This window comes from Microbacterium resistens, assembly GCF_031456305.1.
GTDB lineage: Bacteria > Actinomycetota > Actinomycetes > Actinomycetales > Microbacteriaceae > Microbacterium > Microbacterium resistens_A.
The window spans coordinates 249,588-271,325 of record NZ_JAVDUM010000004.1 but is presented as its reverse complement, the minus strand read 5'-3'; the positions used below and the strand labels follow the sequence as shown (position 1 = coordinate 271,325).

General features: G+C 67.7%; 29 protein-coding genes. 2 read left to right on the top strand and 27 right to left on the bottom strand.

The genetic code is table 11. From position 1 onward, the window contains the following. Positions 1-642, bottom strand: a 642-nt coding sequence (locus J2Y69_RS06715) for a helix-turn-helix domain-containing protein (protein ID WP_310018836.1), incomplete at its 3' end; no start/stop codon positions are given. A 324-nt stretch (positions 643-966) separates the two neighbouring features. On the opposite strand from J2Y69_RS06715, the gene J2Y69_RS06710 reads away from it, so the two are divergent. Then, complete coding sequence (locus J2Y69_RS06710) at positions 967-1,329, top strand: HNH endonuclease (protein WP_310018834.1); 363 nt, start codon at positions 967-969, stop codon at positions 1,327-1,329. Between the two features lie 149 nt (positions 1,330-1,478). On the opposite strand, the gene J2Y69_RS06705 is transcribed toward J2Y69_RS06710, so the two are convergent. The 6 genes from J2Y69_RS06705 to J2Y69_RS06680 all read right to left on the bottom strand — a co-directional run bounded on the left by J2Y69_RS06705 (position 1,479) and on the right by J2Y69_RS06680 (position 8,432). Further along, positions 1,479-2,087, bottom strand: coding sequence for a GNAT family N-acetyltransferase (locus tag J2Y69_RS06705; RefSeq protein WP_310018833.1), 609 nt, complete (start codon positions 2,085-2,087; stop codon positions 1,479-1,481). A 67-nt stretch (positions 2,088-2,154) separates the two neighbouring features. Beyond that, positions 2,155-2,793: a phosphatase PAP2 family protein gene (locus tag J2Y69_RS06700; protein ID WP_310018831.1), complete on the bottom strand. Its 639-nt coding sequence runs from the start codon at positions 2,791-2,793 to the stop codon at positions 2,155-2,157. Positions 2,794-2,904: 111 nt separating this feature from the next. Further along, positions 2,905-4,134, bottom strand: a complete 1,230-nt coding sequence (locus J2Y69_RS06695; protein ID WP_310018852.1) for a multidrug effflux MFS transporter — start codon at positions 4,132-4,134, stop codon at positions 2,905-2,907. A gap of 525 nt (positions 4,135-4,659) precedes the next feature. Further along, complete coding sequence (locus J2Y69_RS06690; protein ID WP_310018829.1) at positions 4,660-5,628, bottom strand: carbohydrate ABC transporter permease; 969 nt, start codon at positions 5,626-5,628, stop codon at positions 4,660-4,662. Next, the gene (locus tag J2Y69_RS06685; RefSeq protein ID WP_310018826.1) at positions 5,628-6,965 is read right to left on the bottom strand and encodes a carbohydrate ABC transporter permease; all 1,338 of its coding nucleotides are present in this window, start codon (positions 6,963-6,965) and stop codon (positions 5,628-5,630) included. Before J2Y69_RS06685 ends, J2Y69_RS06690 begins: the two co-directional genes overlap by 1 nt. Positions 6,966-7,088: 123 nt before the next feature. Further along, the gene (locus tag J2Y69_RS06680; protein WP_310018824.1) at positions 7,089-8,432 is read right to left on the bottom strand and encodes an ABC transporter substrate-binding protein; all 1,344 of its coding nucleotides are present in this window, start codon (positions 8,430-8,432) and stop codon (positions 7,089-7,091) included. A gap of 303 nt (positions 8,433-8,735) precedes the next feature. Here J2Y69_RS06680 and J2Y69_RS06675 point away from each other — a divergent pair, with 303 nt between their 5' ends. Next, entirely contained in the window at positions 8,736-9,746 is a 1,011-nt protein-coding gene (locus J2Y69_RS06675; RefSeq protein WP_310018822.1) for a LacI family DNA-binding transcriptional regulator, read from the top strand. Positions 9,747-9,839: 93 nt separating this feature from the next. Here the strand turns inward: J2Y69_RS06675 and rplL are convergent, their stop codons facing one another. From rplL to rplX, 20 genes are all read right to left on the bottom strand, one after another. After that, a complete protein-coding gene (gene rplL / locus J2Y69_RS06670; protein WP_310018820.1) occupies positions 9,840-10,229 on the bottom strand; it encodes a 50S ribosomal protein L7/L12 in 390 nt (129 codons plus the stop codon). A 41-nt stretch (positions 10,230-10,270) separates the two neighbouring features. Further along, a complete protein-coding gene (gene rplJ, locus J2Y69_RS06665; protein ID WP_310018818.1) occupies positions 10,271-10,786 on the bottom strand; it encodes a 50S ribosomal protein L10 in 516 nt (171 codons plus the stop codon). 327 nt (positions 10,787-11,113) lie between these two features. Beyond that, on the bottom strand, positions 11,114-11,674 hold the full coding sequence (gene rplQ / locus J2Y69_RS06660; RefSeq protein WP_310018815.1) for a 50S ribosomal protein L17: 561 nt from the start codon (positions 11,672-11,674) through the stop codon (positions 11,114-11,116). A gap of 35 nt (positions 11,675-11,709) precedes the next feature. Further along, positions 11,710-12,699, bottom strand: a complete 990-nt coding sequence (locus tag J2Y69_RS06655) for a DNA-directed RNA polymerase subunit alpha (RefSeq protein WP_310018813.1) — start codon at positions 12,697-12,699, stop codon at positions 11,710-11,712. A 122-nt stretch (positions 12,700-12,821) separates the two neighbouring features. Then, positions 12,822-13,220, bottom strand: a complete 399-nt coding sequence (gene rpsK / locus J2Y69_RS06650; protein WP_310018811.1) for a 30S ribosomal protein S11 — start codon at positions 13,218-13,220, stop codon at positions 12,822-12,824. Positions 13,221-13,248: 28 nt separating this feature from the next. After that, on the bottom strand, positions 13,249-13,623 hold the full coding sequence (gene rpsM, locus J2Y69_RS06645) for a 30S ribosomal protein S13 (protein WP_310018809.1): 375 nt from the start codon (positions 13,621-13,623) through the stop codon (positions 13,249-13,251). A 173-nt stretch (positions 13,624-13,796) separates the two neighbouring features. Further along, a complete protein-coding gene (rpmJ, locus tag J2Y69_RS06640) occupies positions 13,797-13,913 on the bottom strand; it encodes a 50S ribosomal protein L36 (protein ID WP_005050492.1) in 117 nt (38 codons plus the stop codon). A 67-nt stretch (positions 13,914-13,980) separates the two neighbouring features. Continuing rightward, on the bottom strand, positions 13,981-14,202 hold the full coding sequence (gene infA, locus J2Y69_RS06635) for a translation initiation factor IF-1 (protein WP_018171468.1): 222 nt from the start codon (positions 14,200-14,202) through the stop codon (positions 13,981-13,983). Between the two features lie 172 nt (positions 14,203-14,374). Then, entirely contained in the window at positions 14,375-15,037 is a 663-nt protein-coding gene (locus J2Y69_RS06630) for a DsbA family protein (protein WP_310018807.1), read from the bottom strand. Between the two features lie 2 nt (positions 15,038-15,039). Further along, positions 15,040-15,888, bottom strand: a complete 849-nt coding sequence (gene map / locus J2Y69_RS06625; protein ID WP_310018805.1) for a type I methionyl aminopeptidase — start codon at positions 15,886-15,888, stop codon at positions 15,040-15,042. A gap of 1 nt (position 15,889) precedes the next feature. After that, positions 15,890-16,504 carry an adenylate kinase gene (locus tag J2Y69_RS06620; RefSeq protein ID WP_310018804.1) on the bottom strand — a complete coding sequence of 205 codons (615 nt, stop codon included), beginning with the start codon at positions 16,502-16,504 and terminating at the stop codon, positions 15,890-15,892. After that, a complete protein-coding gene (gene secY / locus J2Y69_RS06615; protein WP_310018802.1) occupies positions 16,501-17,823 on the bottom strand; it encodes a preprotein translocase subunit SecY in 1,323 nt (440 codons plus the stop codon). The genes J2Y69_RS06620 and secY overlap by 4 nt, the downstream gene beginning before the upstream one ends. Before the next feature lie 102 nt (positions 17,824-17,925). Next, positions 17,926-18,477, bottom strand: a complete 552-nt coding sequence (gene rplO / locus J2Y69_RS06610; protein ID WP_310018800.1) for a 50S ribosomal protein L15 — start codon at positions 18,475-18,477, stop codon at positions 17,926-17,928. Continuing rightward, a complete protein-coding gene (rpmD, locus tag J2Y69_RS06605) occupies positions 18,477-18,662 on the bottom strand; it encodes a 50S ribosomal protein L30 (protein WP_023954062.1) in 186 nt (61 codons plus the stop codon). The genes rplO and rpmD overlap by 1 nt, the downstream gene beginning before the upstream one ends. After that, entirely contained in the window at positions 18,662-19,357 is a 696-nt protein-coding gene (gene rpsE / locus J2Y69_RS06600) for a 30S ribosomal protein S5 (RefSeq protein ID WP_396653050.1), read from the bottom strand. The genes rpmD and rpsE overlap by 1 nt, the downstream gene beginning before the upstream one ends. Beyond that, on the bottom strand, positions 19,354-19,713 hold the full coding sequence (rplR, locus tag J2Y69_RS06595) for a 50S ribosomal protein L18 (protein ID WP_310018795.1): 360 nt from the start codon (positions 19,711-19,713) through the stop codon (positions 19,354-19,356). Before rplR ends, rpsE begins: the two co-directional genes overlap by 4 nt. Before the next feature lie 2 nt (positions 19,714-19,715). Next, positions 19,716-20,252, bottom strand: coding sequence for a 50S ribosomal protein L6 (gene rplF, locus J2Y69_RS06590; RefSeq protein ID WP_310018793.1), 537 nt, complete (start codon positions 20,250-20,252; stop codon positions 19,716-19,718). Between the two features lie 6 nt (positions 20,253-20,258). Beyond that, positions 20,259-20,657: a 30S ribosomal protein S8 gene (gene rpsH, locus J2Y69_RS06585; RefSeq protein WP_310018791.1), complete on the bottom strand. Its 399-nt coding sequence runs from the start codon at positions 20,655-20,657 to the stop codon at positions 20,259-20,261. A gap of 131 nt (positions 20,658-20,788) precedes the next feature. After that, on the bottom strand, positions 20,789-21,379 hold the full coding sequence (rplE, locus tag J2Y69_RS06580; protein WP_310018788.1) for a 50S ribosomal protein L5: 591 nt from the start codon (positions 21,377-21,379) through the stop codon (positions 20,789-20,791). After that, a complete protein-coding gene (gene rplX / locus J2Y69_RS06575; protein WP_310018786.1) occupies positions 21,379-21,738 on the bottom strand; it encodes a 50S ribosomal protein L24 in 360 nt (119 codons plus the stop codon). Before rplX ends, rplE begins: the two co-directional genes overlap by 1 nt.

Below are 21,738 nucleotides of genomic sequence, written 5' to 3'. Positions count from 1 at the left end.
GCGGCCGCCGCCGTGGCGGGCGGTGTAGACGCGTCCGTTGTCGGTGAGCGTGGATGCGGGTGTGCCGTGCTTGTCGATGCAGGCGAGGAACGTGGTGACGACGTCGTCTCCGGTGACCGGGGTGTGGACGGTGCAGGACAGCAGTGCGCGGGAGTGGTCGTCGAGCCAGTTCAGGATCTCGACGTCGGTGCCGTCGGCGAGGCGCCAGTGGGTGAAGTCGGATTGCCAGGTCTCGTTCGGCTGGGCCGCCTCGAAGCGAGCGTAGGACGAGCGGGGGCGTTTGCGGGGCTCGGGGGTGACCAGCCCGGCCTGGTGCAGGATCCGGCGGATCGTAGACGTGGACGGGGGCTTTAGGCCTTCCTCGCGCAGGTGCCAGGAGATCGTGACGGGCCCGGCGTCGAGGCCGTCCGCGGTCAGCTGCTGTCGGAGGGCGATGATCCGTTCCCGGACCCGTTCCGTGGTCGTCTGCGGGCTCGACAGCGGGGCGCGTGAGTGTGGTTCAAGGCCGTCGAGTCCCTCGGCTCGGTAGCGGGCGAGGAGGACATGGAGGTATTGGCGGGAGAGTCCGTACTCGGCCGCGGCGGCGGTCACAGTGAGTTGCCCGGCGATGATCTTCAACACGACGACCCGATGCTTCGACATGCCCGAGTCTGTCGCCTATGACCCGACTCACGTGTCGCCGATCACCTGTCGCCTATGTCCCGAACCCAGACACCCCATCCTCCGCCAGACAGCCTGGAGAGTATCGCGAATGCGGCACTCTCCAGGCGTTCTCGTTTCATCCTCAGGCATGCTCGCGTTCAGCGCCCCGCGGACGAACAACCCCATGGACGAACACCCCATGGACAAACGCCCCGTGGCCGGACGCCCCAGAGCGGACAACGGGAGCGGACAACGGCCCGGAGCGGACGGACGACGCGGGCGCGGCGTGGCCGTCGATCGGAGTCCGGACGATAGCGTCGTCCCGTGGCTCTCCGTCAGACCCGGCGCGCACGCGCGTCCCGCCGCCGCGCCCGTCGCGTCGCAGCCTCCGGGAGCGACCTCACCGACGTCCAGTGGCACCGGATCCTCGACGCCTGGGCGCGATGCGCCTACTGCGGCGCGGACGGCGCCGCCCTTCAGAAGGACTGCGTCCTGCCCATCTCCCGCGGCGGGCGGTACACGCTCGAGAACGTCGTCCCCGCCTGCCGGTCCTGCAACGCCAGCAAGAGCAACGACGAGGTGACCTCGTGGATGCGCCGTCGCCGATTCGATGAGCCGCGGTTCCTGCGGCGATGGACGGAGATCCTCACCGACTTCCGCGCGGCGGATCAGGCCGACCCCGCCTGAGCAGAATCGGCCTGAGCAGTTTCCGCCTGAGCGGTCCCCGTCTGAGCAGTTCCGCCTGAGCTGTTCGACCCGAGCAATTTCGACCCGAGCAATTTCGGCCCGAGTCACTTCGGCCCGAGCAGGATCGGCTGAGCAGAGTCGGCGAGATGTCAGCCCTCGCGGACGGAGATGCCGAGGATCGCCGTCCCCTCCGGCGACGGGAGCGGCGTGAACCCGAGCCGGTCGTAGAACGCGGCGGCACCGGTGTTCTCGGGGCTCATGCCGAGATGGAGTCGACGGACGCCGCGACGGCCGAGCTCGGCGAACAGGTGCTGCACGAGCTGGCGCCCCAGCCCCTGGCCCTGCGTCTCCGGAAGGAGGTCGATGTGGAGGTGTGCCGGATACTCGGCGGTGTTCGGCTCCTTGCCGGGGCCGCGGCCGTCGGCGTAGTCGAGGAGGGCGTCCTGACGGGTCGGCTCCGCCTCCCCCGAGCGCGCATAGCGACCGGCTCGCGTCGGCCACCACTCGTCACGGAACCACTGCTCGAACGCATCGGTGTCGTCGGTCGAGACGATGTATCCGATCGTCCGGCCGTCCTCGGACTCCACCACCCACGACAGCCCGGGATCGCGCTCCACGTACGGCACGGCGAACAGATCGCCCCACAGCAGGTCGTCGGCGAGCACCCCTGTCGCGTCCCCACCGGAGGCCGCCGTCTTCAGGCACACCTCGTACAGGGCATCACGGTCTGCGGGACGGTACGGACGGATGTGCGACACAGCGATCTCCTCGGACGACGGACGGCTCCGATCAGCCTATCGATCGGTCGACGCGGCCCCGTCGCGCCTATCGGGACACGCGGGCGAGGAGGCCTCGCCCGTTCCGTCCTCGGACGATCCACGGCCAGACCACGGCGGCGACGAGCAGGGCAGCCCCCGCCCCGGCGAGCGCGCCGCCGACCGTGTCGCTGAACCAGTGCACGCTGAGCACGGTCCGCGAGAACGCCATGGCGATCACCCAGAGCGCGCCGCCGATCAGGGTGAGCGCGTGCGGGAAGAGCAGGCTCAGGACGATCGCGATCGTCGCCGCGTTGGACGTGTGCCCGGACGGGAAGGAGCCGAAGTCGGAGGCGATCAGCAGATCCTGCGGTCGTGGTCGCCCGAGCGCGTGCTTGATCGCCTGCACCACGAGCGCGCTGCCGAGGAAGGCGACGAGCGCGAACGCTGCGGACCGCCATCCGCGGACGAGGAGGAGCAGGACGGCGAGTCCGAGCGGGATCACGAGGGTCGCGATCCATCCGCCCCCGATGCTGTTCATCACGAGCGCGAAGCCGATCAGCGCCGGCGAGCGCCACTCGCCCATCTCGATGTTCCATGCGTCATCGAGCCCCTGGATGATCCCGGGGCGCACGATCACGAGAACACCGAGCACGACGGCCACCCCCAGGCATACGGCTCCGACGATGAGGGCGCTGCGGCGGGTCATCCGCCCATTCTGTCCGGACGCCCTGTGAACGCCCTGCGCCGCGCACGCCCCCACAGCGCAGGATCAAGGGTCAGGGGCTGGGTTCAGGGGCTGAGAGCCAGGAGCTGAGTCTCAGGGGCTGAGCATCGCCACGGTCCGCGGCCGCACGATGAGCCAGAGCGACAGGACGCCGACCACCGCGCAGCCGACCATGACCGAGGCCATCGTGGTCGCGGTGATCCCCGCGTCCCGGGCGATCCATCCGACGACGGGCGAGATGAGGGCCGCGATGCCGTTGTTGCTGGCGCCGAGGATCGACGCCGCGGTGCCGGCGGCCTTACCGTGACGGTCGAGCGCGAGCACCTGCACGCAGGGGAAGCTGAACCCGCAGGCGGTCATGAAGACCCAGAGCGGCACCACGGTGCCCCACAGCCCGAGGCCCAGCTGATCGGTCACGATGATCGCCGCCCCGGAGACCAGGAGCACCGCGGTGGACACCGCGAGCACCCACTGCGGCCCGAACCGCGCCGCCAGGCGGGAGGAGACCTGCACGCCCACGACCACGCCCACCGAGTTCATCGCGAACAGCAGGCCGTACTGCTGCGCGTCCAGCCCGTGGGTCTGCTGGAAGAGGAACGGCGAGGCGGAGAGGTAGGAGAACAGCCCGGAGAAGGTCATCCCGCCGATGATGAGGACGCCCACGAACACCCGGTCCGAGAGCACGCTGCGATACCGCTGCCACACGGTCGTGGATCCCCGCTCTTGACGCCGCTCCTTCGGCAGCGTCTCCGGGATGAGCACGATCGCCGAGACCAGCATCACCGCGCCGTATCCGGCGAGCACGATGAAGATGCCCTGCCAGGGCATCACGCCCAGCAGCCAGGACCCGATCAGCGGCGCCACCACAGGCGCGACGCCGGACACCAGCGCCAGCCGGGACAGCATCACGACCAGCCTCCGCCCGCCGAAGAGGTCGCGCACGATCGCCATCGCCACGACCCCGCCGGCCGCGGCGCCGACGCCCATCAGCACCCTCGCCGCGCCGAGGAGCAGCAGGTCCGCGGAGAGCGCGGCCGCGACGCTCGCCACCACGTGCAGCGCGGTGACGGTGATCAGGGGGACGCGCCGCCCCACCTTGTCGCTCAACGGACCGACGACGAGCTGCCCGAGGGCGAACCCGATCATCGTGCCCGTGAGGGTGAGCTGGATCGCGGCGGCCGTGGTGTGGAAGTCGGCCTCCAGCACCGGGAACGCCGGGAGGTACAGGTCGATCGTGAAAGGCCCGAGGGCCGTGAGCGCCCCGAGCAGGATGATGTAGACCACCCGGCGGGCGGACGGGATCGCATCGCCCGGGTGGAGCATGACCGGCGCCGTCGCCGGATTCGCGCCCAGCGTGCGGATCGCGCCGGTCGCGGTCGAGGTGCGGATGGACCCGGTGACCGTTCTGATGCTGCCGGTCGCCGTGCGCTCCGGAGCACCGGGGGCGGCCTTCCCGAGGCCGTCGGGAGCGGGCGTCGCGTCGTCGGCGCGGTCGGCGGGAGGAGTGGGTTCGGTCACGAGGCTTCCGGAGGAGAGGGGCGGGGATGGAGCGGTCCAGGAATGGAACAGCGCGGGATAGAACAGTGCGGGGATAGGACAGTGCGGGGATAGGACAGTGCGGAGAACGAGTCGGATGGGGCGCGGCGGAGGGAATGGCGCGCCCTGAGACGGGAACAGCGGAGTCGAACCGATTCGACTCCGCGAGAATCCTCCCAGCCTACTCCCGTGCCCCACGCCACGCCGACCCCGGAACGCAGATCGGCGGGAGTGCGATGACCGCACTCCCGCCGACCCTGCACCTCCGGTGCGAATGTCGCCCTGCGCGCCTGGCGCAGATGTCTCCGAGGGCTACCCCTTGGTGGCTCCCGCCAGGAGTCCCCGCACGAAGAACCTCTGCAGCGCGAAGAACACGATCAACGGAACGATGATCGAGATGAAGGTTCCCGCGGACTGCAGGAACCACTTGTTGCCCCACGTCCCGGACAGGGAGTTCAACGCCTGGGTGATCGGCAAGGCGCCGGGCGAGGCGAAGATCGTCGCGACGAGCAGATCGTTCCAGACCCAGAGGAACTGGAAGATGCCGAACGAGGCGATCGCCGGCATCGCCAGCGGGAGGATGATCCGGAAGAACACCTGCCCGTGCCCCGCACCGTCCACGCGTGCCGCCTCCACGATCTCCCCCGGGATCTCCGAGATGAAGTTGTGGAGCATGAACGTGGCCAGCGGCAGCGCGAAGATCGCATGGGCGATCCACACGCGGGCGAAGCTGTAGCTGACGTCGTTGAGGCCGAACCCGGGGAAGATCGGCACGCCGTTGACGACGAGCCCCTCCGAGAACAGGCTCAGCAGCGGGACGAGCGCCATCTGCAGCGGCACGATCTGGAGCGCGAAGACGAAGATGAAGAGCAGGCTCCGCCCCTTGAAGTCGATCCACGCGAACGCGTACGCAGCGAGCGCCGCGATCACGATCGGGAAGACCGTCGCCGGGATCGTGATCGCCAGGGAGTTCACGAACGCCGAGGCGAGGGTCGTGGACGTCCCGCCCGCAGTGAACGCCTCGACGTAGTTGTCGAACGTGAAATCGGGGTTGGTGAACACCGTCCACCATCCGGTCGACTGCGTGTCGGAGCCGGGGCGGAAGGAGGTGACGAACAGCCCGAACGTCGGGATCGTCCAGAAGATGGCGATGATCACGGCCGCGATGGTCGCGCCCTTGGACGTCAGCTTCTTGTGGGCGATCGCCTCGTTGCGACGGGTGTCTCGTTCCACCTGGCGCTTCGTGCGGTTGTCGACGGTGACCGCTTCGGTGGTGGTCATCAGCGGATCTCCCTCTGCTTGCGCATCGAACGGGCGTTGTAGATGATCAGCGGCAGCACGAAGACGAACAGCACCACGGCGAGAGCCGAGGAGTGGCCGTAGCTCTGGAAGCGCTGCTGCTGGTTGACCATCTCGAAGCCGAGGACGGTGGTGTCGTCTCGACCTCCGGTCATCACCGCGACGATGTCATAGACCTTCAGCGAGGCGATCGTGATCGTCGTCAGCACGACGATCAGCGACGACCGGATGCCGGGGACGGTGACGTTGGTGAAGCGCTGCCAGGCGTTGGTGCCGTCCAGGGACGCCGCCTCCAGCTGCTCGGCCGGGACCGCTTTGATCGCGGCCGACAGGATCACCATCGCGAAACCGGTCTGCGTCCAGATGAACACGACCAGCAGCATCACGGTGTTGATGATCGGCTTGACCGCGAGCCAGTTCACGGGGTCGCCGCCGAACAGCGTCACGATCGCGTTCAGGAGGCCGAGCTGGTCTCCCTGCCGGTAGTCGTACATGAACTTCCAGATGATGCCCGCGCCGACGAACGAGATCGCCACCGGCATGAACACCAGGACCTTCAGGATCTTCTCACCGCGCGCCCGGTCGATGAAGACGGCGTAGGCGAGCCCGACCACGACCGAGATGATCGGGGCGAAGACCGCCCAGATCAACGTGTTCACGACCGAGGCGGTGCCGGTGGGGTTGGTGAACACCCAGACGTAGTTCTCGAGCCCGACGAAGTTCGCCCCCGTCTTGTCGAAGAACGACTTGAAGAAGGTCGAGATCGCGGGATAGATGAGCCCCAGCAGCAGCATGATCGCGGCCGGAGCCATGAACAGGATGAGCTGGAACAGGTAGCCGGCACCCTGCCGCGACCGGTAGTCCGCGAAGAACAGCAGCGCACCGACGAGCAGCGCGATCGCGACGACGTACAGGACGGCGTTCGAGTACGGGCGCAGCAGCATGAAGGCCAGCACCGGGATGACCAGGCAGGCCACCAGGCGCATGATGAAGTAGCCCCGGCCCGGGCGCGGTGCGTACTCGATGAGCACCAGGACGATGCCCACCACCGCGGCGAACGCGACGAGGACGACCGGGATCTGGAGCAGCGGGTTCATCCCGCCCAGCCAGAGGAAGAAGCTGTTCAGCGAGAAGCCGATGGTGACCCGCGCGGACTCCTCGGCGGGTGTGGTGAAGACGAGCAGGAACAGCAGTGCGGCGACGAGCACGAAGCCGATGACCACGACGGTGCGCGTGATCCTGCGCCCCTTCGCGTCCACTCCGTGCGTCGTCACGGGCGTGTCTGTCTGAACGACGTTGTCGACGGACACTTGTGACATGGAAACCCCCTTCTGAAGAACGACCGAACGCGCCCCGCCACGGATGATGGTGCGGGGCCGGACGTTGTCGCCCGGCCCCGCACCGCTCAGCGGAATGCGTTCAGTACGCCTCTGCTGCGCCTGTTAGTTGGCGTAGCCGGCCTGGATGTCGGACAGCACGGTCGGCGTCTCCTTGCCGTCGATCCAGTCGACCATTCCCTTCCAGAACGATCCGGAGCCGACGGTGGACGGCATGAGGTCCGAGGCGTCGAAACGGAAGGTCGTCTTCTCATCCTGGAGGGTCTTCATGGCCTCCTGGAGGAACTCGCTCGACGCGAGGGTCGGGTCGGCCTTCTTGTTGGCCGAGATGACGCCGCCCAGCTTGACACGGGCATCGGCGAACTCCGGCGAGGCCATGAACTCGAGCACCTTGACGGTGGCCGCGCTGTCGGAGAAGCCGGTGACGAACTCGCCGCCGCCCTCGACCTGGAGCTCGCCCGCCTTCATGCCGGGAAGGAGGAAGGCGTAGACGTCACCGTCGGGGGCGACCGTCGGGGTCGCGCCCGCGGCGTTCTTCACGTCGAGGAAGTTCGCCGAGAGGAACGACGCCTGGTGGGTGAGCGCGCAGCTGCCGTCGGCCACCTTCGCGGCGACATCGCCGAACGCGGTCGAGTTGATGCTCTTCACGTCGCCGAAGCCCGCGTTGGTGTAGGCCGGGTCCTTCAGGATGGAGCCCACGGCGTCGAACGCCTTGGCGATCTCCGGGTCCGTGAACTTCACGTCGCCGGCGGCCCACTTGTCGTAGACCTCGGGACCGGCCTGGCGCAGGACGAGGTCCTCGACCCAGTCGGTTCCGGGCCAGCCCGATGCCTCGCCCGAGGCGAACCCGGCACACCAGGGCGTCGTGCTCGTCTTCTCCTGGATCGTCTTGGTGAGGGTGAGCAGCTCGTCCCAGGTCTTGGGGACTTCCACACCCCACTCCTTGAACTTCGCGGGCTGGTACCAGATGTAGCCCTTGAGGTTCGCGAGCATCGGCGCCGCGTAGAACTTGCCGTCGAACGTGCCGTAGGTCTTCCAGTCCTTGGACCAGTTCTCGTCGACCGCCTTCGAGACGGCCTCCGGCGCGGTCTTGACCTTGCCGGTCTCGACCAGCGTCTTCAGCAGACCCGGCTGCGGGACGATCGCGATGTCCGGGGCGTCGCCGCCGTTCACCTTCGTGACGATGTTGCCCTCGAAGCTCTTGTCACCGGTGTACTCGACCTTGATGCCGGTGTCCTTCGTGAACTTCTCGAACGACGCGTTGAGGTCTTCGGCCTCGGTGCCGGTGATGCCACCGGAGATCCTGACGGTCTCGCCCTTGCCGGCATCGCTGCCCGAGCCGCTGCCGCCCGATCCGCTGCCGCCTTCGGCGCAGCCCGCGAGCGCGAGGCCCATCACGCCGAGGACGGCGAGGGGGGCGACGAGACGGCGTCGCTGAGACATTCCCATACGTTTCTCCTTTGAACCGCGAAGAGAGCTTTTCTCCACGCTGAGGCTCCTCCCAGGAACCGCTTCCAGGTGACCCTATGGGACGCCGCCACCGGAGCACAACTCCTTGCGGATCACAACCTGGCAACCATTCAGGCGGATGGAGAGAGCGGGACCTCGCACAACCCCCGCGAGAGATGGGAGCGCTCCCATTCGCCGCGGTGTGGAACCGGTTCCCTTATCCCTGTCCACCCAGTACGATGAACAGGCGCCGCAACGATGCCGGGCTGGGGATCCCGCACCGAACGAGAGGATCTCGGATCGATGACCACGATCGCCGACGTCGCCGCACGAGCCGGCGTCTCGAAGGCCACGGCCAGTCGCGCCCTGAGCGGCAGCGGCTACGTCTCCGCCGAGACCCGCGCCCGTGTGGAACGCGCGGCTCAGGACCTCGCCTACGTGGCGCACTCCAGTGCGACCAATCTCGCGACGGGACGCACGCAGACCGTCGGGGTGATCATGCCGTCCGTCGATCGCTGGTACTTCGCCGAGCTGCTCTCCGGGCTCCAGCGGGCGCTCGTGGAGGCCCGCCTCGACCTCGTGCTCTACAACGCCGCCGAGGGCAGCGCCGACCGGGAGCGGATGCTGGACCATGCACTCGCCCGGCGCCGCGTCGACGGGATCATCGCCGTCTGCGTCCAGCCGGGTGCGCACGAGCTGGAGCGCCTGGAGGCCGCACGACTCCCCCTCGTCACGGTCGGCCCCTTCTATGAGCGCTCCAGCGCCATCTCGATCGACGACGTCGCCGCGGCCCGCGTCGCGACCGAGCATCTGATCGACCTCGGCCACGAGGACATCGCCTTCCTCGGCGGCATCCCCGACCCCGATCGCTTCGGCATCGGGGACAAACGGCGCTCGGAGGGCTATCGCGTCTCGATGACCGCGGCGGGCCTCGTGGAGCGCATCCGCACGATCCCCGCCTCCTCGACGATCCCGGACGCCTTCGCCGCCGCCGTCGACCTGCTGGCCGATCGGCGGCACCGCCCCACCGCGATCGTCGCGGTCTGCGACGAGGCGGCGATCGGCGCGATCATCGCCGCACGTCGGCTGGGGATCGGCATGCCCGCGGAGCTCAGCGTCGTCGGCATCGACGATCACCGCTACGCCGAGATGTTCGCCCTCACCACGATCCGGCAGAGCCCGGTCTCGCAGGGCCAGGAGGCCGTGCGCCTGCTGCGGTCCCGCATGGCGGATCCGGGCGGCGCCGCCGAGCACGTGATCGCCCCGTCGTCGCTGGTCGTGCGCTCGTCCACCGCCGCGCCCCGGCAGGTGTGATCCGGAGCGGGATCGCAGGGGCGGGAACGCAAAGCCCGGGACGCACGAAGGCCCCGGGCGGACCCGGGGCCTTCGCACGCGTGGAACGCGAGATTACTTGAGGGTGACCGACGCGCCGGCCTCTTCAAGAGCGGCCTTCGCCTTGTCGGCGGCCTCCTTGTTGACGCCCTCCAGGACGGCCTTCGGGGCACCGTCGACGACGGCCTTGGCCTCGCCGAGGCCGAGCGAGGTGAGCTCGCGGACGACCTTGATGACCTGGATCTTCTTGTCGCCGGCAGCCTCGAGCACGACGTCGAAGGAGTCCTTCTCCTCCGCGGCGGCCTCGTCGCCAGCGCCACCGGCAACGCCGGCAGCGGCAACAGCGACCGGAGCCGCAGCGGTGACGTCGAAGGTCTCCTCGAAGGCCTTCACGAACTCGGAGAGCTCGATGAGGGTGAGCTCCTTGAACGCGTCGAGAAGCTCCTCAGTGCTGAGCTTTGCCATGATGTATCTCCTTGATTGTGGTTTTTGTCGCCGTGCCCTGATCAGGCAGCGGATTCCTGCTTCTCACGCAGCGCGTCGACCGTGCGAACGGCCTTCGACAGCGGAGCGTTGAAGAGGTACGCCGCCTTGGTGAGCGAGGCCTTCATCGCGCCGGCGAGCTTCGCCAGCAGGACTTCACGGCTCTCGAGGTCGGCGAGCTTGTTGACCTCGTCTGCGGTCAGAGGGTTGCCATCGAAATAGCCGCCCTTGATCACGAGAAGAGGGTGTGCCTTGGCGAAGGCACGCAGGCCCTTCGCGACGGCGACCGGGTCGCCGTGCACGAACGCGATGGCCGACGGACCCTTGAGGTCGTCGTCCATCGACGAGATCCCCGCGTTATTCGCGGCGATCTTGGTCAGCGTGTTCTTCACCACGGCGTACTCCGCGTCCTGACGGATGCTGTTGCGGAGCTCCTTGAGCTCTGCAACCGTCAGACCGCGGTACTCGGTGAGCAGAACGGCAGTCGAGTCCTCGAAGTTCTTCGTGAGCTCGGCGACCGATGCTTCCTTCTGCGCCATGGCCACTCCTTGTGTGTACGAGATGCTTCACGGCAGTGAGGCATCGGCCTGGACCTCGGTCGTTCTCGGGCAAAGAAAAACGCTCCGGCGCAAGCGCACGGAGCGGGATTCCCGAGAGGGATTCGATCGTGACACCTGCGCGGGCCCTCTGCGAGCGGGATCCGGGGATCATGCTCTGCAGTGCTTCGATCGGGATCCGCTTGCGCGCACCCCGATGACCTGCGGTCTTCGGTTACGTCAAGGATAACGGCACCGGCGCCGTCCGGCAAATCGACGAGACCCGCCGCCCAGAGGGGCGACGGGTCTCGATCGAACCGGAGCGGATGCCTACTCGGCAGCCTTCGCGTCAGCAGCCTTCTCGTCAGCGGCCTTCTCGTCAGCGGCGGAGACCTCCTCGACGGGGGCCTCCTCCACGACCTCGGCGGCCTCCTCGACGGGAGCCTCCTCGACGGGAGCCTCCTCGACGGGCTTCTCCTCGGCCTTGGGGGCCTCGGCCTTCGTCGTCTTCGCGGCCTTCTTCTTCGGCGAGACGGGCTCGAGGACGAGCTCGATCACGGCCATCGGGGCGTTGTCGCCCTTGCGGTTGCCGACCTTGGTGATGCGGGTGTAGCCGCCCTCACGCTCGGCGACCAGCGGTGCGATCTCCGCGAACAGCACGTGGGTCGCGTCCTTGTCGCGCAGGATCGACAGGACCCGGCGACGGGCGTGCAGGTCGCCGCGCTTGGAGAACGTGACGAGGCGCTCGGCGAGCGGACGAAGGCGCTTGGCCTTGGTCTCGGTCGTCTTGATCGACTTGTGCGTGAACAGGGCCGCGGCGAGGTTCGCAAGCAGCAGACGCTCGTGGGCGGGGCCGCCGCCGAGGCGGGGACCCTTCGTGGGCTTGGGCATTGTTGTCTAACTCCTGGAATCGGAAGGGTCGGGTATCAGTAGGACTCGTCTTCGGAGCCGCCGTAGAAGTGGGCGCCGTCGAAACCGGGCACCGAGTCCTTCAACGACAGGCCGAGCGAGACGAGCTTGTCGCGCACCTCGTCCACCGACTTCTGTCCGAAATTGCGGATGTTCATGAGCTGCGTCTCCGAGAGGGCGACGAGCTCGGACACCGTGTTGATGCCTTCGCGCTTGAGGCAGTTGTACGAGCGGACCGACAGGTCCAGGTCCTCGATCGGCATGGACAGCTCGTTGGAGAGCACGGCCTCCACCGGCGCCGGGCCGATCTCGATACCCTCGGCCTCGACGTTCAGCTCGCGGGCGAGGCCGAACAGCTCGGTCAGGGTGCGGCCGGCCGAGGCGACGGCGTCGCGCGGGACGATGGACGCCTTGGTCTCGACGTCGAGCACGAGCTTGTCGAAGTCGGTGCGCTCGCCGGCGCGGGTGGCGTCGACGCGGTAGCTGACCTTGAGGACCGGGGAGTAGATCGAGTCGATCGGGACCTGACCGGCCTCGGCGTACTCGCTGCGGTTCTGCGACGCCGACACGTAGCCGCGGCCGCGCTCGATGGTGAGCTCGAGCTCGAACTTCGCGGTGTCGTTGAGCGTCGCGATGACGAGCTCCGGGTTGTGCACCTCGACACCGGCAGGCGCCGAGATGTCCGCAGCGGTGACCTCGCCCGCACCCGTCTTGCGCAGGTAGGCGGTGATCGGCTCATCGCGCTCCGACGAGACGACGAGCTGCTTGATGTTGAGGATGATCTCGGTGACATCCTCCTTCACACCCGGGATGGTGCTGAACTCGTGGAGGACTCCGTCGAGGCGGATGCTGGTGACAGCTGCACCGGGGATCGACGAGAGCAGGCTGCGACGCAGCGCGTTGCCGATCGTGTAGCCGAAGCCGGGCTCGAGCGGCTCGATGACGAACCGGCTGCGGTTCTCGGAGATCTTTTCCTCGGTGAGAGTGGGACGCTGTGCGATGAGCACTTGGTGTTCCTTTCGATCACGTGCCCGCTATATGACACGTGTTGGGTGAGGTGTTGAGTTGTGAGAGTCGGTGGGATCACCGCGGTGAGGGACGCCTCTCGGCGCCCCTCACCGGAGCGGGATCAGACGCGGCGACGCTTCGGCGGGCGGCAGCCGTTGTGCGCCTGCGGCGTGACGTCCTGGATCGAGCCCACCTCGAGGCCGGCGGCCTGCAGCGAGCGGATCGCGGTCTCGCGGCCCGAGCCCGGACCCTTCACGAACACGTCGACCTTCTTGACACCGTGCTCCTGCGCCTGGCGGGCAGCGGACTCCGCGGCCATGCCTGCGGCGTACGGCGTCGACTTGCGCGAGCCCTTGAAGCCCACGCCACCGGAGGACGCCCAGCTGATGACAGCGCCGGACGGGTCGGTGATGGACACGATCGTGTTGTTGAACGTCGACTTGATGTGGGCGTGGCCCAGCGCGATGTTCTTCTTTTCCTTGCGGCGCGGCTTGCGCGCGGCGGCCTTGGGTGCAGCCATGAAAGTCTTCTCCTCTTACCCGGGCCGCTTAGCGGGCCTTCTTCTTGCCCGCAACGGTACGCTTCGGACCCTTGCGGGTACGGGCGTTGGTCTTGGTGCGCTGACCGCGGACCGGCAGGCCACGGCGGTGACGGAGGCCCTCGTAGGAGCCGATCTCGACCTTGCGACGGATGTCGGCCGCCACCTCGCGGCGGAGGTCACCCTCCACCTTGTAGTTGGCCTCGATGTGATCGCGGAGTGCGATGAGCTGGTCGTCGCTCAGGTCCTTCACGCGGATCGACTCGTCGATCTCGGTGGACTTGAGGATCTCCACGGAACGGGTACGGCCGACGCCGTAGATGTAGGTGAGGGCGATCACCACGCGCTTGTCGCGCGGGATGTCAACGCCGGCAAGACGTGCCATGCGAATCTCCTGGGTGTTGATGGAGGTGTGGAGCAGGATCGGTGCCCGGGCCTCCGCCCCGAGGTGTCCCCCTTGCGGGTTCTGATCCTGCCTGTTTCAGATATTGAGTTGTGCGATTGCGCGAGTCCCGCAGCGCAGCGTGGCCGGCCGGCGGAGCCGGCGGCCTCAGGGCATCAGCCCTGGCGCTGCTTGTGACGCGGGTTGCTCTTGCAGATCACCATGACGCGGCCGTGGCGGCGGATCACCTTGCAGTGATCGCAGATCGGCTTGACGCTGGGGTTGACCTTCATTGTGTGCTTCCTGTTCGCTGTCTTCACCGGGCAGGCGATGACGCCTGGGGTGTTACTTCTCGACCGGTCAGCGGTAGCGGTAGACGATACGGCCGCGCGTGAGGTCGTAGGGCGAGAGCTCCACGACGACGCGATCCTCCGGGATGATGCGGATGTAGTTCTGCCGCATCTTGCCGGAGATCGTGGCGAGGACCTTGTGCCCGTTGCTGAGCTCAACGCGGAACATCGCGTTGGGCAGCGCCTCGGACACGACGCCCTCGATCTCGATGACTCCGTCTTTCTTAGCCATAGCCTCGCTGACGCTTGTGCAGACCGGTCGATCTGCGGTGGATGGGGTGGGTTGGTGCCTGGCCCTCGGACACGCCGAGCAAAGGCGCAAGGCACCAAAGATCTATGTTAGACGCGTTCCCCTCATCCGGCAAGCCGGCGCGGGGAGCGAGCGGGCACGGACCCGACGGCGCTCAGTTGATGAGCTCCTCGAGCTGCGCCACGCCGTTCTTCTGGAGGTCGAGGCGCTTACCGTTGATGTCGATCGACGGCGTGCCCTTGATCTCGTGCTTGAGCGCCTGGGCCGCGGGGTACTTGACGTACTTCTCGTCGGTGATGCAGGACGCCGCCTTGTCCGCGCCGACCTCCTTGGCGAACTCGATCAGCTGGTCGTTGTCCAGCCCCGGGCTGTTCTCTTTGGGCTGGTTCGCGAAGAGCGTCTTGGCGTAGTCGAGGTACTTGTCCGGGTTGGATTCGGCCACGCAGAACGCGGCAGCCGCAGAGCGGGAGGAGTAGAGGGTGCCCTGCGAGTAGCGGTCGAGGATCGCGATGGGGTGGTACTCGAGGGTGATCTTGCCGTCCTCCGCCGCCTTCTCCAGCTTCTCGCCGTACTGCTGCTCGAAGGTGTTGCAGATCGGGCACTGGAAGTCGAGATACACCGCGACGACGTCCTTGCCGCCCCCGTAGGTGAGCGCCCCAGTGTCGGTGTTGAGGATCTCGCTCTTCGGAGCGGGCCCCGCGTCGGTGGCTTTGTTGTTCAGCCAGATCACCACGCCGCCGAGTGCTACCAGCACCACGACGACGGCGATGGAGATACCGATGGCGAACCCGTTGGTCCTGCCCTTCGCAGCGGCCATTGTCATCCGATCTGTTGCGGCTCGACGCCGAACGGCGCGAGTCCTGACTTTCCTCCGTCGGGCGCAGTCAGCACCCACACTCCTCCATCATGCACGGCCACACTATGTTCCCAGTGGGAGCCGTCCGAGCCGTCGACCGTCGTCACCGTCCAGTCGTCGTCCTCGACGAAGGTGGCCTCTCCCCCGGCAGTCACCATCGGCTCGATCGCGAGCACCAGACCGGAACGGACCTCGGGGCCGGGATCCGGGGTGCGGTAGTTGAAGAGGCTCGGCGGCTCATGCATCTTCCGGCCGATGCCGTGGCCCACGTACTCACGCAGGATGCCGTAGGTCTCGCCGCCGGCCGAGGGCCCTGCGGCATGGATCCGATCCTCGATCGCCGCGCTCACGTCGCCGAGCGTGCGGGCGGTCGCCATCGCGGCGATCCCCGCCCACATCGCGCCCTCCGTGACGTCGGAGAGCGCCTGGCGCCGCGCGACCAGCTCGGGGCGCTCCGGGTCCGGGACGACGATCGTGAACGCGGAGTCGCCGTTCCAGCCGTGGAACTGCGCCCCTCCGTCGATCGAGACGATGTCTCCCGGCTGCAGCACCCGGTCGCCCGGGATGCCGTGCACCACCTGATCGTTGACCGAGATGCAGGTCGCGTGGCGATAGCCGCGCACGAGCTTGAAGTTCGACTCGGCGCCACGGCTCGTGATCAGCCGGTCTGCGACCGCGTCCAGCTCGCGCGTGGTGATGCCCGGCCGGATGAGCGCCCTGGCCTCCGCCAGCGCGCCCGCGGTGATGAGCCCAGGCTCCACCATCGCCCGGAGCTGGGCGGGGGTCTTGTAGATCGAGCGGCGGAACACCACGTCAGGCGGCGACCGCGCGCTCGAGCCCGCGCGCCTCGAGCGCGGCGAAGACGCGGTCCGTGATCTGATCGAAGTCGCCGACGCCGTCGATGCGATCCACGATCCCCCGCTCGCCGTAGGCGGCGAGGATCGGCGCGGTCTCGTTCTCGTAGATGTCCAGGCGGTGCGCGATCGCCTGGGCGGTGTCGTCGGAGCGGCCCTGCTCGATCGCGCGCAGCGTCAGGCGGGCGAGGCTCTCCTCCCGCGGCACGTCCAGCAGCACGACCGCGTCGAGCGCCGTGCCGTGCGCGGCGAGGAACGCGTCCAGGTGCGTCACCTGCGCGGCGTTGCGGGGATAGCCGTCCAGCAGGAAGCCCTGCGCGGCGTCGGGCTGGGACAGCCGGTCGCGCACGATCTCGCCGGTCAGCTCGTCCGGGACGAGGTCGCCGCGGTCCAGGATCGCGGTGACCTGCGCGCCGAGGGCGGTGCCCTCCTTGATGTTCGCGCGGAACATGTCCCCGGTCGAGACGACGGGGATCCCGAAGGCCTCGGCGATCCGCACCCCCTGGGTGCCCTTGCCCGATCCCTGCGGACCGACGATCAGAAGGCGAGCGGAGGAGTGCGCGGATGCCGTCATCGGAGAAGCCCTTCGTAGTGTCGCTGCTGGAGCTGCGCGTCGATCTGCTTCACCGTCTCCAGACCCACGCCGACGATGATCAGGATCGAGGCGCCGCCGAACGGGAAGTTCTGGTTGGCGCCGACCGTCGCGAGGGCGATGAGCGGGATGAGGGCCACGAGCCCCAGATACAGCGAGCCGGGGAAGGTGATGCGCGTCAGGACGTAGTCGAGGTACTCCGCGGTCGGGCGACCGGCGCGGATGCCGGGGATGAACCCGCCGTACCTCTTCATGTTGTCGGCGACCTCGACGGGGTTGAACGTGATCGCGACGTAGAAGTAGGTGAAGCCGATGATCAGCAGGAAGTACACCGCCATGTAGAGCGGGTGGTCGCCCCGGGTGAAGTACTGGATGATCCAGGTCGCCCATTCCGGGGGCGTCGAGCCGTCCTGCGGGATGTTGAACTGCGCGACCAGCATCGGGATTGCCAGCAGCGAGGAGGCGAAGATCACGGGGATCACGCCCGCCATGTTCACCTTGATCGGGATGTAGGTGTTGGTGCCGCCGTACGTGCGCCGGCCGACCATGCGCTTCGCGTACTGCACCGGGATGCGCCGCTGCGACTGCTCAATGAACACCACCAGCGTCATCACCACGATGCCCATCGCGAGCACCAGGAGGAAGACCTCGAAGCCGCGGGTCTCCCAGATGGCCCACATCGCGCCGGGGAAGGTGGCGGCGATCGAGGTGAAGATGAGGAGCGACATGCCGTTGCCGATGCCGCGCTCGGTGACCAGCTCGGCGAACCACATGATCAGGCCCGTGCCGGCGGTCAGCGTGATGATCATCAGCACCTGCGCCCACCAGGCGTCGTTGGTCAGCAGCTGCTGGCAGGCGCCGCCTGCGCCCTGTCCGAAGAGCTGCCCGGATCGAGCGACCGTGACGAGGGTCGTGGACTGCAGGAGCGCCAGCGCGATGGTGAGGTAGCGCGTGTACTGCGTGAGCCGCGCCTGGCCCGCCTGACCCTCCTTGTGCAGGGTCTCGAAGTGCGGGATGACCACGCGGAGCAGCTGGGTGATGATGGTCGCCGTGATGTACGGCATCACGCCCAGCGCGAAGATGGAGAGCTTCAGCAGCGCGCCGCCGGAGAAGAGGTTCACGAGTCCGAGGAGACCCTCGGCGCCGCTGTTGAGCGCGATGCACTCCGCCACGTTCGGGAAGTTCACGAACGGGGCAGGCACCGTCGATCCGAGCCGGTACACGGCGATGATCGCCAGCGTGAAGATGATCTTCCGACGCAGGTCCGGCGTGCGGAAGATCCGCGCGATAGCGCTAAACAAGGGCGTGCCTCCTGAAAAGGGATGCCGATCCCGTGAAGGACGGCCGAAAAACCAGGGTAACGCAAGAGGGGCCGGAGATATCCCCGGCCCCTCTCATCGCGGTTACTTGACGGATCCGCCCGCCGCGACGATCTTCTGCTCGGCTGAGCCCGAGACCTTGTCGACCGACACGGTGAGCTTCACGGCGATGTCGCCGTTGCCCAGAACCTTGACCTTCTCGTTCTTGCGAACGGCACCCTTCGCGACCAGGTCGCTCACGGTGACCTCGCCACCCTTCGGGTACAGCTCCGCGAGCTTCTCCAGGTTCACGACCTGGTACTCCACGCGGAACGGGTTCTTGAAGCCGCGGAGCTTCGGGGTGCGCATGTGCAGCGGCATCTGCCCACCCTCGAATCCGACGCGGACGGTGTTGCGGGCCTTGGTGCCCTTCGTGCCACGACCGGCGGTCTTGCCCTTCGAGCCCTCACCGCGACCCACACGGGTCTTCGCGGTGTTGGCGCCGGGGACCGGACGCAGGTGGTGCACCTTCAGCACGCCGGGACGGGAGGCCGGGGCCTCCTTCTTCGCGGCCGGCTTCTTGGCGGCAGCCTTGCGGGTCGCGGGCTTCGCGGCCGTCTTGGTCGCCGCGGCCTCGACCGTTTCGTTCTCTGCCATTAGTCGATCTCCTCAACCTTCACGAGGTGAGCGACGGTCTTGACGTAACCGCGCGTCTGCGCGTCGTCCGGACGGACGACCGAGTCGCCGATCCGCTTGAGACCGAGGCTGCGCAGCGTGTCTCGCTGGTTCTGCTTCTCGCTCACCTTGGACTTGACCTGCGTGACCTTGAGCCGGGCGGCCATCAGGCACCTACCTTCTGCGCAGCAGCGGCCTCGGCCTCTGCGCGGACCAGACGCGCCGGAGCGACCTGGTCGAACTCGAGGCCACGGCGTGCGGCGACCGCACGGGGCTCCTCGAGCTGCTTCAGGGCCGCGACCGTCGCGTGCACGATGTTGATCGTGTTCGACGAACCGAGGGACTTCGACAGCACGTCGTGGATCCCGGCGCACTCGAGCACGGCGCGGACCGGACCACCGGCGATGACACCGGTACCGCCGGCCGCGGGACGCAGCAGCACGACACCGGCCGCAGCCTCGCCCTGCACCGGGTGCGGGATGGTGGTCCCGACGCGCGGCACGCGGAAGAAGTTGCGCTTGGCCTCCTCGACGCCCTTCGAGATCGCCAGCGGGACCTCGCGGGCCTTGCCGTAGCCGACCCCGACGAGACCGTTGCCGTCGCCCACCACGACGAGCGCGGTGAAGCTGAAGCGGCGACCGCCCTTGACGACCTTGGAGACGCGGTTGATGGTCACCACGCGCTCGAGGAACTGGTTGTCCCCACGATCGCGCGAGTTGCGGTCACGGCCGCCCTGGCCGCGGTCGCGGCCTCCACGGCGGCCCTGGCGCTCGTCGCGCTGGGGCTCGGCCGAGGCCTCGGCGGGAGCCGTCTCGGCGGCGGGAGCCGTCTCGGTCACTTCGTTCTCCTTGATGTCACTCACAGTGCCAGACCCCCTTCGCGGGCGCCCTCGGCGATGGCGGCGACGCGACCGGCGTAGCGGTTGCCACCGCGGTCGAACACCGCCTCAGAGATGCCGGCGGCCTTCGCGCGCTCGGCGACGAGCTCGCCGACCTTGCGGGCCTTGGCCGTCTTGTCGCCGTCGAGCGTGCGCAGGTCGGTCTCCAGCGTCGAGGCCGACGCCAGGGTGTGGCCCTTGCTGTCGTCGACGAGCTGCACGAAGACGTGGCGAGCGGAACGGTTGACGACCAGGCGCGGACGCACCTCGGTGCCGACGACCTTCTTGCGGAGGCGAGCGTGACGACGCGAACGGGCGTCAGACTTTGACTTGAGAGCCATGGTTACTTACCACTCTTTCCGGCCTTGCGACGCACGACCTCGTCGGCGTAGCGCACGCCCTTGCCCTTGTACGGCTCGGGCTTGCGGATCTTGCGGATGTTCGCGGCTGCCTCTCCGACAGCCTGCTTGCTGATGCCGCTGACGGTGAGCTTGTTGGTGCCCTCCACCGTCAGGGTGATCCCGGCGGGCGGGTCGACCAGGACCGGGTGCGAGAAGCCGAGGGCGAACTCGACGGAGCCGCCCTTCTGCTGCACGCGGTAACCGGTGCCGACGACCTCGAGGCCCTTGGTGTAGCCCTGGGTCACGCCGATGATGTCGTTGTTGATGAGGGTGCGGGTGAGGCCGTGCAGCGAGCGCGAGGCGCGCTCGTCGTCCGGGCGGGTGACCAGGACCTGGCCCTCCTCGACCGAGACCTCGATGGGAGCGGCCACCGTCAGGGACAGATCGCCCTTGGGGCCGGACACCTTGACCTCACGGCCGTCGACCGAAACGGTCACGCCCGCGGGGATGTCGATGGGAAGTCGTCCGATACGCGACATGTTCGATCACCACACGTAGGCGAGAACTTCTCCGCCCACGCCCTTCTGCTCGGCCTGACGGTCGGTGAGGAGACCGGAGGAGGTGGACAGGATGGCGACGCCGAGGCCGCCGAGCACCTTGGGGAGCTCCGTCGACTTCGCGTACACGCGGAGGCCGGGCTTCGAGACGCGCTTGATGCCCGCGATCGAACGCTCCCGGTTCGGGCCGTACTTCAGCGCGATGGTGAGGTTCTTGCCGACGCGGGCGTCGTTGACCTCCCAGCCGGAGATGTAGCCCTCCTGCCGGAGGATCTCGGCGATGTGGGTCTTCAGCTTGCTCGACGGCAGGGTCACGGAGTCGTGATGCGCCGAGTTCGCGTTGCGCAGACGGGTCAGCAAGTCTGCGACCGGGTCTGTCATTGTCATGGTGTTCTTCTTTCAGTCATGAGGTTTCGACTGTCGTTACACGGCAGGCGACCTACGATGAGCACGCAATTTTCAATTGTACGACACGCCCGACGGGCCCGGAGAACGAAGTCCCGGGCCCGTCGGTGGTATCACGCCTGCGTGTCGGTCGTGCGGAACGGGAAGCCGAGGTGACGCAGCAGCGCGCGCCCCTCGTCGTCCGTGTTCGCGGTGGTGACGATCGTGATGTCGAAGCCGCGGACGCGGTCGATCCGGTCCTGGTCGATCTCGTGGAACACGCTCTGCTCGGTGAGACCGAACGTGTAGTTGCCGTGACCGTCGAACTGGGTGCCGGAGAGGCCGCGGAAGTCGCGGATGCGCGGCAGCGCCAGGTTCACGAGGCGGTCCAGGAACTCCCAGGCGCGGTCGCCCCGGAGGGTGACGTGCGCACCGATGGCCTGGCCCTCGCGCAGCTTGAACTGCGCGATGGACTTGCGGGCCTTGGTGACGATCGGCTTCTGGCCGGTGATCTTGGTGAGGTCATCGACCGCCCCATCGATCACCTTGCTGTCGCGAGCCGCCTCACCGACACCGGTGTTGACGACGACCTTGACCAGACCAGGGATCTGCATGACGTTCGCGTAGCCGAACTCTTCCTGCATCTTCTGCTGGATCTCGGCCTTGTACTTCTGCTTCAGGCGCGGCTGGATCTTGCCAGCCGGCGCGGCAGTGTCGGTGCTCATCAGAGGTCCTTACCGCTCTTCTTCGCGTAGCGCACGCGAACCGTGCGCTTGACGCCGTCCTTGACCTGCTCCTCGACGCGGTGGCCGACGCGGGTCGGCTTCTTCGTCTCGGGGTCGACCAGGGCGACGTTCGAGATGTGGATGGGCGCCTCGATGGTCTCGACGCCGCCCGTCTTCGTGCCGCGCTGCGTCTGACCAACGCGCGTGTGCTTGGTGGCGTAGTTGACGCCCTCGACGATGACGCGGTTCTGCTCGGTAAGGACCTCGAGGACCTTGCCCTGCTTGCCGCGGTCTCCGCCGCGCTCGGGCTTGGCGCCCGAGACGACCTGGACCAGGTCGCCCTTCTTGATCTTCGCCAT